12 protein-coding genes are annotated in these 14,418 nt (G+C 68.0%); 8 read left to right on the forward strand and 4 right to left on the reverse strand.

Annotated features, from left to right (window positions below; all coding sequences use genetic code 11):
* Positions 1 to 205: 205 nt before the first annotated feature.
* On the reverse strand, positions 206 to 1,141 hold the full coding sequence (locus tag ACFY3I_RS17380) for an ADP-ribosylglycohydrolase family protein (protein WP_390861307.1): 936 nt from the start codon (positions 1,139 to 1,141) through the stop codon (positions 206 to 208).
* A 165-nt stretch (positions 1,142 to 1,306) separates the two neighbouring features.
* On the opposite strand from ACFY3I_RS17380, the gene ACFY3I_RS17385 reads away from it, so the two are divergent.
* From ACFY3I_RS17385 to ACFY3I_RS17420, 8 genes are all read left to right on the forward strand, one after another.
* Positions 1,307 to 1,708 (forward strand): PPOX class F420-dependent oxidoreductase, encoded by a 402-nt coding sequence (locus tag ACFY3I_RS17385; RefSeq protein WP_390861308.1) that lies wholly within the window; start codon positions 1,307 to 1,309, stop codon positions 1,706 to 1,708.
* A gap of 276 nt (positions 1,709 to 1,984) precedes the next feature.
* Entirely contained in the window at positions 1,985 to 3,034 is a 1,050-nt protein-coding gene (locus ACFY3I_RS17390; protein ID WP_390861309.1) for a LacI family DNA-binding transcriptional regulator, read from the forward strand.
* Between the two features lie 121 nt (positions 3,035 to 3,155).
* Positions 3,156 to 4,448, forward strand: coding sequence for an ABC transporter substrate-binding protein (locus ACFY3I_RS17395; protein WP_390861310.1), 1,293 nt, complete (start codon positions 3,156 to 3,158; stop codon positions 4,446 to 4,448).
* Between the two features lie 117 nt (positions 4,449 to 4,565).
* Positions 4,566 to 5,588, forward strand: a complete 1,023-nt coding sequence (locus tag ACFY3I_RS17400) for a carbohydrate ABC transporter permease (RefSeq protein WP_390861311.1) — start codon at positions 4,566 to 4,568, stop codon at positions 5,586 to 5,588.
* 1 nt (position 5,589) lies between these two features.
* The gene (locus tag ACFY3I_RS17405; protein ID WP_390861312.1) at positions 5,590 to 6,486 is read left to right on the forward strand and encodes a carbohydrate ABC transporter permease; all 897 of its coding nucleotides are present in this window, start codon (positions 5,590 to 5,592) and stop codon (positions 6,484 to 6,486) included.
* A gap of 101 nt (positions 6,487 to 6,587) precedes the next feature.
* Complete coding sequence (locus ACFY3I_RS17410; protein ID WP_390861313.1) at positions 6,588 to 8,396, forward strand: glycoside hydrolase family 76 protein; 1,809 nt, start codon at positions 6,588 to 6,590, stop codon at positions 8,394 to 8,396.
* Positions 8,397 to 8,702: 306 nt separating this feature from the next.
* Entirely contained in the window at positions 8,703 to 10,403 is a 1,701-nt protein-coding gene (locus tag ACFY3I_RS17415; protein WP_390861314.1) for an alpha-glucosidase, read from the forward strand.
* A gap of 80 nt (positions 10,404 to 10,483) precedes the next feature.
* Positions 10,484 to 11,023 carry a hypothetical protein gene (locus tag ACFY3I_RS17420; RefSeq protein ID WP_390861315.1) on the forward strand — a complete coding sequence of 180 codons (540 nt, stop codon included), beginning with the start codon at positions 10,484 to 10,486 and terminating at the stop codon, positions 11,021 to 11,023.
* A 347-nt stretch (positions 11,024 to 11,370) separates the two neighbouring features.
* Here the strand turns inward: ACFY3I_RS17420 and ACFY3I_RS17425 are convergent, their stop codons facing one another.
* From ACFY3I_RS17425 to ACFY3I_RS17435, 3 genes are read right to left on the reverse strand one after another with little or no spacing between them, the layout of a single operon-like run.
* Positions 11,371 to 12,207: an aldo/keto reductase gene (locus ACFY3I_RS17425; protein WP_390861316.1), complete on the reverse strand. Its 837-nt coding sequence runs from the start codon at positions 12,205 to 12,207 to the stop codon at positions 11,371 to 11,373.
* Between the two features lie 39 nt (positions 12,208 to 12,246).
* Positions 12,247 to 13,275, reverse strand: coding sequence for a zinc-binding dehydrogenase (locus ACFY3I_RS17430; RefSeq protein ID WP_390861317.1), 1,029 nt, complete (start codon positions 13,273 to 13,275; stop codon positions 12,247 to 12,249).
* A gap of 49 nt (positions 13,276 to 13,324) precedes the next feature.
* Entirely contained in the window at positions 13,325 to 14,302 is a 978-nt protein-coding gene (locus ACFY3I_RS17435) for an aldo/keto reductase (protein WP_365293671.1), read from the reverse strand.
* Positions 14,303 to 14,418 lie beyond the last annotated feature (116 nt).

Consider the following 14,418-nt stretch of genomic DNA (forward strand, 5'->3'; position numbering starts at 1 on the left):
CGGGGGGGGTCCCCCGCGGTGGACCGCGGGGGGGGGGGGGCGGGGGGGGGGCCCCCCCCCGCCCCCCCCCCCCGCCGCCCCCCCCCCCCCCGGGGCGGGGGGGGGCCCCCACGGCCGGGTCACACGGCTCCTCGGAAGAGGGTCTCGACCGGTCCAACTGTCCGAACACCCTGAATCCCCTTACCCGAGAGCCACGTGGGGGCCGTCAACGCCCGCCTCCGAGACGGTCCGCCAGTTGGAGCAGGTCCGCCAGGTGGAGCACCCGCCCGTCGAATCCGGGGAGGGGGACATGGAGCGGCCGGGTCCAACGAGCCGGTATTGCGTCCAGACCGTAGTACGCCCCGGCGAGGCCTCCGGTCACGGCGGCGACCGTGTCGGTGTCACCGCCCAGGTCGATCGCCGCGCGTATCGCGTCTTCGAAGCTGTCGGTGGTACGCAGGGCCCAGACGGCGGAGCCCAGGCAGGGCCAGACGGCACCGTTGAACTCGGTCGCCTGGTCGGGGTGCCAGTCGGGCGCGAGGACCGTGGCGTAGCGGCCGCGGTGGTCGGGGTGAACAAGACCAAGGATGCCCGGAAGCGCGGTGACGGGGTCGGTGCCCTCGAACGTGACGCGGATGAGTTCGTGGAAGAGCGCGGTGCCCTCCCAGGCCGCGCGGTCACCGTGGGTGAGAGCGGCGATGCGGCGGGCCGCGTCCATGGTGGCTTCCGGTCCGGCGGGCGCGAAGTAGACCGCGGAGGTCGATGCCCGCATGAGGGAGCCGTTTCCTGCCGCTCGTTGGTTGACCTGGAAATGGATCTTGGCGGCGAGGTCCCAGGACATGCCGTTGGTCAGGACGTCCTCGGTCTGCAGGCCGATGTCCTTGGGATCCGCTGCCGCCCAGCGCTGGAAGCGGTCGAAGATGTCCGGCAGATCCAGTCCACCCCGCCCCAGCAGGGACTCCGCGACGAGGACGGCCATCTGCGTGTCATCGGTGGCCTCGCCGGGGTCCCAGCCACCACCCCCGCACATCTCGCGCCCCGCACCGGGCGTCGGGAACCGGGCGGAGAAGGCCCCTTCGGGACCGAACTCGAAGGGGCCGCCCAGGGCGTCACCCACCGCCGAGCCCACGACCACGCCGGCGGCCCGTTGAAACCGATTCACTCAGGCAGGCTATCTGCGCCGCTGCGCGCCGTCGGTCGCGCGGCTCTGCGTTCGTGTCACCCTGGGGTGATCCGCGCCGCGTGGGATTCCGGGGCGCTGTGAGGACCGGTCCGCCCACGTGGATACCGTGGGCCCCATCCGCCGGACCTACTCCTGGAGACTCCCGTGCCCGAATCCCTCGGCGAGAACCTGGTGGCGATGCTGCGACGCCCCAGTACCTGCTACATCGCCACGACGATGCCCGACGGCTCGCCCCAGCTCACCCAGACCTGGGTCGACACCGATGGTGAGCACGTTCTGATCAACAGCGTGGAGTCGCACCAGAAGACCCGCAACATCGCGCGCGATCCGCGGGTGGCCATAGCGGTCTCCGACCCTTCGGCACCGTCCTCCTACACTCAGATCCGCGGCCGCGTGGTGCAGGTGACCACCGAGGGCGCGGCCGAACACATCGAGGCGCTGGCGCAGAAGTACCTCGGTGGCCCCTACCCCTGGTTCGGCGGCCGCGACCAGGTCCGCGTGATCTACGTGATCCAGCCCGAACACATCACGAGCCCTCGCGGCTGAACTCAGATCGCGAGGGAGAGATGGGGCCGGGGGAGGGGCCGCCCCGGCCCGCGGTGTCGTGAGGACGCAGCCGCCAAAGCCGTACGGCGAATCGAGGTGTGTGCCTGGAGATATGACTGGTCTCGCACGCCTGGGGCGGTCACCCAGCCGAACCCGTAGCCAACCGTCCGTGACTAGACTTACGCAGCATGTGCGCCACGGAGCAGGATCTCGTGGTGCGGACGTCCTGCGAGTGGTCATACTGGGTGGCTGCGGGGACCTGGGATGGAGGGGACCATGTCCCGCAGTTCTGGTGACAAGGTGCCGACCATGGTCGACGTGGCGCGCCGCGCCGGCGTCTCGCCCAGCACGGTCTCCTACGCCATGACCGGTGCTCGGCCCATCTCCGAGGCCACGCGGATCCGCATCCAGCAGGCGATGCTCGATCTCGGCTACAGGCCGAACGTCTTCGCGCGGGGTCTCAAGAGCAAACGCAGTCACATCATCGCGGTCCTGTTCCCCAAGGGCGAGCCGGGCATGAACCTCGGTTCGATGGAGTACATCTTCGGCGCGTCCGACCACGCCCAGAACCGCGGCTACCACCTGCTGCTCTGGACCTCCGGGGCAGAGCAGCTCGACGATCTCGCCGGGCTGGCCCAGCAGGGTCTGGTGGACGGCGCACTGCTGATGGAGGTCCGCCTGGAAGACCCGCGCGTCGAGGTCCTCTTCAACTCGGAGTTGACCTTCACCATGCTGGGGCAGACCGCTGACCCGGGCGACATGGACTACGTCGACACCGACTTCGACCAGTGCGCACGGCTGGCCGTCGCGCACCTCGCCGACCAGGGGCACCGGCGTCTCGGCTTCGTGCACCAGGATGCCGCGACGATCGCGTCCGGTCGCGGCAACGCGATCCGGTTGCGCGACGGCATGGTGCGGGCGGCACAGGACCTCGGAGTCGCGCTGACCCCGCTGACCTGCCAGAGCCATATCGCCGGTGGCCGCGAGGCATTCGCCGAACTGCTCACCGCCGATCCGCGGGCGACGGCCGTCATCGCGTTCAACGAACAGGCCGCGCCCGGCATCATGGCCGCCGCGGTCGAGCACGGACGGCGCATCCCCGAGGACTTCTCGGTGGTCTCCATCGACATGCCGGCGCAGGCGGCCCTGATGACGACGCCCACGATGACCACGGTCGGGCCGGTCGCCGCCGCCATGGGCAGGGCGGCAACGGAGATGTTGATCCGCCGGATCGAAGGACAGCAGCTCAGCGGCCCTTCGCAGATGCTGTTCGAAGGCGAACTGACCGTCCGGGCCAGTTCCGGCCCCGCTCCTTCCGCGCACTGAGCCGTTATCCATCCGTAACACCCAGGAAGAATCCATGCGTTGACACCCCCTCAGGGGCGCCCTAGCGTGCTCGAAACCCAGTCGAATCGTATCGATGACTGGTGATGAAGGGGAGCGTTTCATGGGTGCAAGACGCGTGTCGGCCGCAGTCGGCCTGCTCAGCGCGACGCTGGTCATAGCCGCCTGCGGCAACGGCGGCTCGGGCGGTGGCGGCGACAGTGCGACGCAGGGAGCGAACGCCCGGGGCCCGATCACGTTCGTCACGGGCAAGGACAACAGTGGCGTCCTTCCGTTCATCGCCGACGAGTGGAACAAGACGCATCCCGACGAGAAGGTGACGATCAAGCAGCAGAGCGACCAGGCCGACCAGCAACTGTCGGACCTCGAACAGCACTTCCAGGCGAAGGACCCCGGCTACGACGTGGTCACCGTGGACGTGGTGTGGACGGCCGAGTTCGCGGCCAAGGGCTGGATCATCCCGCTCACCGGCCCGAACGCCCTGGACACCACCGAACTGCTGCCGGCCACGGTCAAGTCGGCGACCTACAACGGCAAGCTCTACGCGGCACCGTACGGCTCCGACGGAGGACTGCTCTACTACCGCACCGACCTGGCCAAGAACGCCCCCACCACCTGGGAGCAGTTGATCGCCGACTGCAAGGGCAAGACCGCCAAGGGAACCATCACCGGTGCCAAGCCCGCCTGCTACGCGGGTCAGTTCGCCAAGTACGAGGGCCTCACCGTGAACGCCGCCGAAGCGATCAACGCCACGGGCGGCTCGATCGTGGGACCGGACGGACGCAGCGCTACGGTCGACTCCGCACAGTCCGCCACCGGCCTGGACTTCCTCGTGAAGGGCTTCAAGGACGGATACATCCCCAAGGAAGCGCTGGGCTTCCAGGAGACCCAGAGCCTGAACGCGTTCGAGGCCGGCCAACTGATGTTCATGCGCAACTGGCCGTACGCCGTCGCCGTCCTCAACGGCAAGGGCTCCAAGGTCGCCGGAAAGTTCGCCGTCGCCCCCCTTCCGGGCCCGTCCGGTCACGGCGCGTCCACCCTGGGCGGCCACAACCTCGGCATCAGCGCGTACTCCCAGCACAAGGCGACCGCCCTGGACTTCCTGAAGTTCATCGAGTCCGACGCGGTCCAGCGCAACAACCTGACCGTCGGCACGTTGGCGCCGGTCCTCACCTCGATGTACAGCGACCCGGCACTCGTCGCGAAGTTCACCTACCTGCCCGACCTGCTGAAGAGCATCCAGACGGCGGTGCCCCGTCCCATCACCCCGTACTACCCGGGCGTCACCGAGGCGATCGAGACCAACGCCTACGCCGCCCTGCAGGGCCGCATGACCACCCGGCAGGCGTTGACGAACATGCAGGCGGCGATCAAGTCCGCCACCGCCGGCGGCTGACCGGACGGACACAGGCACGAACTGCCGGACCGGCGCGCCCGAACCGGCGCGTCGGCCCCGGCCGATCCTCCCAGCCGATCAAGACCTCGGACGGCGTCCCCACCGCAAGGAGCAGCCATGACCGCAACCGGTCAGGTAGAGCACAGAGTCGTCAAGAAACCGGATGGCGGACGTCGCCGGTCCACGGCACGCCGACGCGCCGGCAACTCCGGCGAAGCACGACTGGCCTATGTGCTGATCGCCCCCACCCTCCTCCTGCTGGCACTCGTCGTCGGCTATCCGGTCGTCAAGGCCGTGTACCAGTCCTTCCTGACCGACCCGGGACTGGACCAGGCCACCGGCCTGTTCACCACGGGGGACACCTGGTTCGGACTGCACAACTACACGCACTGGCTCCTGCAACGGTGCGCCACCCCCGAGGGCGGCTACACCGCATGTCCCAGCGGAACCCCCGGGTCGCAGTTCTGGGGCTCGGTCGGCGTCACGGTCGGCTTCACCGTCGTCGCGTGCACGCTGGAGACCGTGATCGGCATGGTGTTCGCCCTGATGATGCACCGGGCGTTCCGCGGCCGTGCCGCCGTCCGGGTCGCGATCCTCATCCCGTGGGCCATCCCGACGGCGGTCACCTCCAAGCTGTGGCAGGTCATGTTCGACCCGCAGGGCTGCGTCAACAAGGTCCTCGGCACCCACTACGCCTGGACCTCCTCGCTGTGGCCGGCCCGGTCCGCGATCGTCATCGCGGACACCTGGAAGACCACCCCCTTCATCGCACTGCTGGTCCTGGCCGGCCTGCAGAACATCCCCGAGGAGACGTACGAGGCGGCGAAGATCGACGGGGCGAACGCGTGGCGGCGTTTCACCAGCGTGACACTGCCGCTGGTGAGACCGGCCCTGGCCGTCGCGGTCATCTTCCGCGCTCTGGACACCCTGCGCATGTACGACCTGCCGAAGATCCTGACCGGTGGTGCCAACGGAACGACGACAAGTTCGATCCTCGTGGTCGACCAACTCACCAGGGGAGTCAACTCGGCATCCGCGCTGTCCACGATCACCTTCGTCCTCATCTTCGTGATCGCGTTCGGACTGGTCCGACTGTTGAACGCCAACATCCTCGGCGCGCACGCGAAGGCGGTGAGGTGAGATGGCCACCGTCACCGCAGTCCCCGCCCGCACCACCGAGACGTCGGTCCGGCCGCGGCCGCGTCGGAAGATCCGCTGGAACACCGTCGGCACCGCCGCCACCACGGTGGTCATCCTCGTGTGGTGTCTGGCGCCGTTCTACTGGATGCTCGTGCTCTCCTTCCGGGACAGCGCCTACACCTTCTCGACCGACCTGTGGTTCAGCCACGTCACGTTCGACAACTTCACGTACGCGTTCAACGCGGACTACAACCCCTTCGCGCGGTCGCTGCTGAACAGCCTCGTCATCGGCACGGTGGTCACCGTCCTGTCCATGGTGATCGGGGTCTTCGCGGCGTACGCACTGGCCCGCCTGTCCTTCCGCGGCAAGGGCGTCGTGCTGGCGGTGATCCTCGGAGCCTCGATGTTCCCCGGCGTCGCCATCCTGACCCCGCTCTTCCAGCTCTTCAGCGGTTGGCACTGGCTGGGCACCTACCAGGCCCTGGTCCTGCCGCAGATCTCCTTCTCGCTGCCGCTGGCCGTCTACACGCTGACCAGCTTCTTCGCCGCCATGCCATGGAACCTCGAAGACGCGGCCCGGGTCGACGGCGCCACCGCCGGGCAGGCATTCCGACTGGTCATCCTGCCGCTGGCCGCCCCGGCCCTGTTCACCACGTCCATCCTGGTCTTCCTCGCATCGTGGAACGAGTACCTGCTGTCCAGCGTGCTCTCCAACGGCTCCACAGCGGTGGCGCCCTCGACGGTCGCCATCGCGAACTTCACCGCGGGACCCCACATCGTCCCCTACACGCAGACGATGGCCGCCGGCCTCGTCGTGACGATCCCGCTGATCGTCGTCGTACTGCTCCTGCAACGCCGCATCGTGAGCGGCCTGACCGCGGGCGGTCTCAAAGGCTGACCCTGCGCCCTCGCCGCCCTGTCGTCCTGCGGGAACACCGGGAACCACTCCGCGCCACTCGCGTCACGCCGTTCACCGACACCCACAAGGAGCCGCAGTCCATGAGGAACCAAACCCACGCGCTGAGAGCGACAGGGTTCGTGATCGCGTTCGCCCTGCTCGTCACCGGCCTGCTGGCCAACATCACGAAAGCGAGCGCGGCCGCGACCTTCAGCCAGTCCGACCTCGTCAGAACGATGAACTCCTTCCTCAGCAACTACTACATCAACGGAGGTGACTTCAAGACCAGCCTGACCGACGGCGGAGCCATTCACTTCTGGGAGGCGTCCTTCGACCGGGAGACCCTGACCGACGCCTCGCGACTCACCGGACAGTGGAAGGACAAGATCAGCGAGACGTACTACCGGTACGAGAACACCCATTCCGCCAACCGCTTCGGGAACCCGAAGACATGGATCGGGAACGACTCGGACTGGAACGACGACTACTCCTGGGCCACGCAGTTCGCCCTCGACGCGTACGAGGCCACGGGTGACCAGCACATGCTCGACCAGGCGAAGTGGCACCTGGACTTCTTCTACAAGGACTACTACGACAGCGCCGACGGCGGCGGCTTCTGGCGCGAGCGCACGACCAAGGACCAGAAGGACGTCCCCTCGAACGGCTTCGGGATCGCGGCGGCCGAACTGGCCCGCTACTACCCGAACGTCACGGTGCACAACAACCCGATGAACACGGACAAGACCTATCTGCAGATCGCCCAGGACACCTACAACTGGCTGAAGACCAGCTTCCTTCGGTCGGACGGCAGTCTCCAGAACTCCTTCTCCGGCCGCGACTGGGACAACAACCTCTACACCTACAACGCCGGCGTCTTCCTGGAAATGGGAGCCAACCTCTACGACCTGACGAAGAACAGCACCTACATCACCGACGGCAGGAAGGTGATCGACTTCGCGAAGGCCCACTTCACGACCGGAAGCAAGCAGATCATCGTCAACGAGGACGCTGTCGGTGAGAGCGGCCTCTACCGGCCCGACCCGGTGAACAGCTACGAGATCGTCTTCAAGGGCATCTTCCTCCGCGGCCTGTACAAGTTCATCACGATGGCCAAGCAGAGCCAGTACCTCGACTGGCTCGGCAACAACGCGCAGTCGTCGTACGACCACCGGAACAATGACCTCCCCTCGGCGGCCTTCGACCAGACCCTGACGAACGGGCGGTCGACAGGGGTGGCCTCCGGCCTCGCGGCGATGACCTACACCCTCGCCGCCCAGAAGCTCTCCGGAAAGATCGAAGCGGAGACCGGCCAGAAATACGGCACCGGGAGGAACGAATCGGCTTCCTTGGCATCGAACGGCCAACTGGTCGGAAGCATCGACAAAGCCGGGGCGGGCGTGGAGTTCCGCAACCTCTCGTCGGCGAGTTCGCTCACCTTCAGAACCGCCAGTGCCAACAACGGAGCCAGGCTCAGCCTCTATGTGAACGGCAGCTACCTCCGCAAAGTCGACTTCCCGTACACGGGGAACTGGAACTCCACGTTCGCTGACACCACCGTGTCGGTATCCGTCCCCGACGGAGCGACGATCAAGCTCCAGTACGACTCCGGTGACGTCGCGGCGAACATCGACTACGTGACCCTCACGGGAACTTCGAGCGCGACGACGTTCTACGAGGACGCCAACTACGCAGGCTCCGCGGTCTCCCTGGCGAAGGGCAGCTACACGGTGGCCCAGATCGAGGCCGCGGGTATCGCGAACGACACGATGAGTTCACTCAAGGTGCCGGCCGGCTGGACGGTCGAGGTCTTCAAGGACGGCAACTTCGACGGTACCGAGTGGACGTACACGGCCGACAACTCGAATGTGGGGGCGGCGAATGACCAGATGTCCTCCGTTCGGATCTCCTGAGCCCGAGGCCGGACTGACCGGACTCGTGGACGCACCGGGCAGGCAGACGCCCAGGTAGCGAACCGAGGACCGGCAGACGGGCGAGGTGGCGCACCGTCGGTTGGTTTGCCGACGGTGCGCCGACCGTAACTCGACAGCGAATCCGCCCCGCAATCGGGACCGGTGACCTGCCGACGGCCCACGCAACACCGAACAGTCCGCGTCGGACGCAAGACATCGATGGTCCGAACAGTCCCGGCATTCACCGATGAGATCAGCCGGCAATGCCCAGGAACGCGTGACGTCGATGCTACGAGAGGAAACACGATGAACCCCTGGTGGAAAAGCGCCGTCGTTTACCAGATCTACCCCCGGAGTTTCGCGGACTCCAACGGCGACGGCGTAGGTGACCTTCGCGGAATCATCAACCACCTGGACCACCTGGCCGGGCTCGGCGTCGACGTCATCTGGCTGTCGCCCGTCTACCCCTCTCCGCAGGACGACAACGGCTACGACATCAGCGACTACCAGAACATCGATCCGATCTTCGGTGACCTCGAAGACTTCGACGAACTGCTCGCCGGCGTCCACCGGCGCGGCATGAAGCTGATCATGGACCTGGTGGTCAACCACAGTTCCGACGAGCACCCGTGGTTCCTCGACAGCCGCAGTGACAGGACCCACCCGAAGCGGGACTGGTACTGGTGGCGGCCCGCCCGCGAAGGCATGGAACCCGGAACACCGGGAGCCGAACCCACCAACTGGAACGCCGCGTTCGGCGGATCGGCATGGGAGTTCGACGAGAAGACCGGCGAGTACTACCTGCACCTGTTCTCCCGCAAGCAACCGGACCTGAACTGGGAGAACGCGGAGGTCCGCCATGCGGTCCACGCGATGATGCGGTGGTGGCTGGACCGCGGTGTGGACGGGTTCAGGATGGACGTGATCAACCTGATCTCCAAGGACGCGACACTGCCGGACGGCCGGGTGACGGGCACCACCGTCTTCCCGGACGACTCGGCGGGTTACGTCAACGGCCCCCGCGTCCACGAGTTCCTGCAGGAGATGCACGAGCGGGTCTTCGCCGGCCGCGACGCGCTGCTGACGGTCGGCGAGATGCCGGGCGTGACCGTCGACGAGGCCATTCGCTTCACCGACCCGCGGCGACGGGAGGTCGACATGGTCTTCCAGTTCGACCATGTCTGGACCGACCGGGGCGTCGACCCGTGGCAGCTCGTCCCGTTCCGGCTCACCAGCCTCAAGGCGATACTCGGACGCTGGCAGGCGGGTCTCGCGGAAGGCGGCTGGAACAGCCTCTACTGGAACAACCATGACCAACCCCGAGCGGTCTCACGTTACGGCGACGACAGCCCTGACAACCGGGTCGCCTCGGCCAAGATGCTCGGGACCGTTCTTCATCTGCACCGCGGCACACCGTACGTGTACCAGGGCGAAGAGCTCGGCATGACCAACTATCCCTTCAGGGACGTCGCCGACTTCCGCGACATCGAGTCCCTGGGGCAGTACGCCGAAGCGATCGAGAAGGAAGGCCGGAACCCCGAAGAGGTACTGACCGTACTCCGGGCCCGGAGCCGCGACAACGCGCGAACACCGATGCAGTGGGACTCCTCGGAGCAGGCAGGCTTCACCACCGGACAGCCATGGCTTCCCGTGAACCCCAACCACGTCCGGATCAACGCCGCAGCCCAGCAGGACGACCCGGATTCGGTCTACCACTACTACCGGCGACTGATCGACCTCCGGCACACCGAACCGGCCGTGGTCGACGGGGACTTCACCATGCTCCTCCCGCACGACGAGCGGCTCTACGCCTTCACCCGCCGCCTCGGCACCACCGAACTCCTGGTCATCGGCAACTTCACGGACGGGACCGTCCGAGCGGAGATCGACGACGCGGCCGCCTGGTCGTCGTCCGAACTGCTACTGACCAACCTCGCGACCCCACCGGCCGACCTCACCATGGAGCCCTGGCAAGCGGCGATCTACCGCCGCACCGTTACCGGCTGAGCAACGAGCACAGCACCCAGCCGACCCGTTTGGTGCCATCGCGGGCGCCGCAGAGGGGCCTGCTCGCAGCCGCGGCGGTGATGGTGCTCTCCAGCTGCAAGGGCGGTGACCTCGTCTCGTACGACCTGCCGGCGAAGTCCGCCCGGTACACGTTCGAGACGAACACCGACGGCGTCAGGACGGTGTGGCACTACACCTCCGCGACGGCGACCAAGGGCGACGCACCGACACAGAGCCCGTGCATCGGCGAGCTGGTCGGCAGCAACAAGGCGGCCTGCCGCCCGGAACCCCTGATCTTCCTGCGCTACGACCTCGGCCTGGCCCTCGACAACACGGCCAAGGGCGGCGAGAACCACCAGGTGACCATCGTCGGCTACTACCAGCAACGCCTCACCGACCTGCCCAAGGTGACGTCCCTGAAGGCGGAGACCACCATCGACGGCGGCGGCACCTGGCAGCCGGCGACCACCAGGGTGACCGGCAAGAACACGTTCACCACGACGATCAAGGACCCCCGGCGGGACAAGGCCGCCAAGGGCGTCGGACTGAGGATCAGCGCGACCGACAGCCAGGGCGACACCGTCACCCAGACCATCCCCACGGCGTACACGCTGCGCTGACGGCACTGGTCGGCGCGACCCGGATCGGCGGCGGCGGGATGTGATCCGCCCACGCCCGCGCCGGAGTCCCTCGGCATACGACCGATCCCCCACTCCGGTGCGGCGGCAGAGCGACGCGGCTACGTGAAGCGTGCGTCGACCACCTCCGCCGGGGGAGTGGGGGATCGGTCGTTCCCGGCCGGGTGGCGGCGCGCAGGTGCCGGACCGGTCTCGTCGGGGCGGGTCCACGCGCCGGAATGGCCGCAGGCCCCACGGCAACCGCGCTCGCTTGTGCGTCCGCCGGCTCCAGCACCGGTTGCGCCGGTGTCCGAACCGCCGGCCGTGGATGGCGCTGAGACGGCGGCCGGTCAGCTCCCGCCACGGCAGCGCGAGGTCGCCTCCCGCCGATGCTGGTACCAGCGGCTGCCGGTGTCGAGGGTGGCGATCTGGGCCATCTGCTCGTCGGTGAGCTCGAAGTCGAAGACGGCGATGTTCTCGGCCATGCGCTCGGCACGCACGGACTTGGGGATGGCGATGACGCCGCGCTGGGTGAGCCAGCGCAGGACGACCTGGGCGACGGACTTGTCGTGTTCCTTGCCGATCTCGGCGAGCTGCGGGTTGGCGAACAGGTCGTTCCTGCCTTCGGCGAAGCCGCCCCAGGACTGGATCTGCACGCCGTGCTCGCGCATGAGGTGCTGGTAGTCGGCGCGCTGGAAGAAGGGGTGGGTCTCGATCTGGTTGACCTGCGGGGTGATCTCGTTGTTCAGGATCAGGTCGATCAGCCGGTCGGGGTAGAAGTTGGCGACACCGATCGACTTGGTCAGGCCCTCGTGGTGGAGGGCTTCCATGGCGCGCCACTGGCCGTAGACGTCGCCGAAGGGCTGGTGCATCAGGTACAGGTCGAGGTGGTCCAGGCCCAGCTTGGTCAGGGATGTTTCGAAGGCACGGCGGGTGTTGTCCTGGGCGGGCGCGTCCTGCACCCACAGCTTGGTGGTGACGAACAGCTCCGCGCGCGGGATGCCGCTGGAGATGATGGCGCGGCCGACGGCTTCCTCGTTGCCGTAGGCGGCGGCGGTGTCCAGCAGGCGGTAGCCGGCGGCCAGGGCCTTGGAGACGGCGCGTTCGGTGTCCTCGGCGGGGATCTGGTAGACGCCGAAGCCGAGGAGCGGCATCTCGACGCCGTTGTTGAGGGTGACGCTCTGCATGAGCGGGATGTCCTTCGCTGTGCGGGTGGGAGTGGGTGGTCAGGGGCGGAAGAGTGCCTTGAGGACCTGGCGGTCGGCCATGGCCCGGTAGGCGTCGGGTGCCTGGTCGAGGGCGAAGGCCTGGTCGAAGACACGGCCGGGGGCGATCGTCCCGTCCAGGACGTCGGGCATCAGCTGCTCGATGTAGGCGCGGGCGGGGCTGGCGCCGCCGGTCAGGGTGATGTTGCGCATGAACTCGGCCGGGCCGATGGGACCCTGTTCGTACTGGGGGACGCCCAGGCGGCTGATGGTGCCGCCGTTCAGGACCGCACCGAGCGCGATGTCGAGCGCCTGGCGGGTGCCGACGGCCTCGATGACCTTGTCCACACCACCGGTCAGCTCGCGGATCCGTGCTATGCCCTCCTCGTCGCGCTCGGCGACCACGTCCGTGGCGCCGAACGCGCGGCCCAGGCGGGTGCGGGCTTCGTGGCGGCCGGCGAGCACGATCCGCTCGGCACCGAGCCGCTTGGCGGCGATCACCGCGCACAGGCCGACCGCGCCGTCGCCGACGACCAGTACCGCATCGCCGCGGCCGACCCCGGCGGTGACGGCGCCATGGTGGCCGGTGGTCATCACGTCGGACAGCGCCAGCAGCGACGGCAGCAGCGCGGAGTCGGCGGCCACCGGCAGCTTCACCAAGGTGCCGTCCGCGTAGGGGACTCGGACGGCTTCGCCCTGCCCGCCGTCGACGCCGTCGAAGCCGTACCGGCCGCCGTTCCCGCACGAGATGTGCAGACCCTTGGCGCAGTTGTCGCAGGTGTTGTCGCTGTAGGTGAACGGGGCGACGACCAGATCACCGCTCTTCAGGCCGGTCACGTCCGCGCCGGTCTCCTCGATGACTCCGAGGAACTCGTGGCCCATGGGGCGGCCGGTGTCCGTGGCGGGCATCGCCCCATACGGCCACAGGTCACTGCCGCACACACATGCGGCCAGCGTGCGTACCACCGCGTCGGTCGGCTGGGCGATCTTCGGGTCGGGCCGGCTTTCGACGCGGACGTCGCCGGCTCCGTACATCACTGCTGCACGCATGAGGGTGCTACTCCAAACGGGGATCGTGCTGGGGGAGGGACGGCGACCTTCAGCGTTCGAGCATGCGGGCCTGCGCCTCGGTGTGGGTGGCGCCGGCGGCGGGCGGCAGGCTGGAGAGCCGGTCGAGCTGCTCGGCGGTCAGCGTGACCGTGTCGGCTGCGGTGTTCTCCTCGACCCGGCTGACGCGCTTGGTGCCGGGGATCGGGGCGATGTCGTCGCCCTGGGCGAGCAGCCAGGCCAGCGCCACCTGGCCGGGCGTGGCACCGGCCTCGTCGGCCAGGGCCTTGACCTCGTCGGCGAGCGCCAGGTTGCGCTGGAAGTTCTCGCCCGTGAAGCGCGGGTTGTCGCGCCGGAAGTCGTTCTCGTCGAACTGGTCGGTGGAGCGGACGGTCCCGGTCAGGAAACCGCGGCCCAGCGGGGAGAACGGCACCAGGCCGATGTTCAGCTCCCGCAGGACGGGCAGCACGCGTTCCTCGATCCCGCGAGTGAACAGGGAGTATTCGGACTGGACCGCGGTGACGGGCTGGACGGCATGGGCCCGGCGGATGGTGTCCGGGCCGGCCTCGGAGAGTCCGAAGGCGCGGACCTTGCCCTCGGTGATCAGCTCGCCAACGGCGCCGGCGGTGTCTTCGATCGGCGTGTTCGGATCGACGCGATGCTGGTAGTACAGGTCGATGTGGTCGGTGCCCAGCCGCTTCAGAGAGCCCTCGACCGCGGTGCGGATGTTGGCCGGTCCGGAGTCGAGGTTCCACGCGCCCTCCCCGGCGTGTGAGACCAGGCCGAACTTGGTGGCCAGCACCACCTGGTCCCGGCGGCCCTTCAGCGCCCGGCCGAGCAGTTCCTCGTTGGTGTAAGGGCCGTAGATCTCGGCGGTGTCGATGAGCGTGACGCCGAGCTCCAGCGCCCGGTGCACGGTCCTGATCGACTCCGCGTCGTCGGTACCGGAGCCGGTGTAGCCGTGGGACATGCCCATCGCGCCCAGCCCGATCCGGGAAACCTCCAGGTCACGCAGCTTGATGTACCGCATCTCGCCCTCTTCCGATCATGGGGTTGTCCGGCCTTTCGCTTCCACCCGGTCCGGCAGGCGGTGCCCGGGAACGCGGGTGGCGGCGAAGGGTGGCCGGCGTCTTCCTCATCCACCTT

It is taken from the genome of Streptomyces sp. NPDC001068 (assembly GCF_042897315.1).
Classification (GTDB): domain Bacteria; phylum Actinomycetota; class Actinomycetes; order Streptomycetales; family Streptomycetaceae; genus Streptomyces.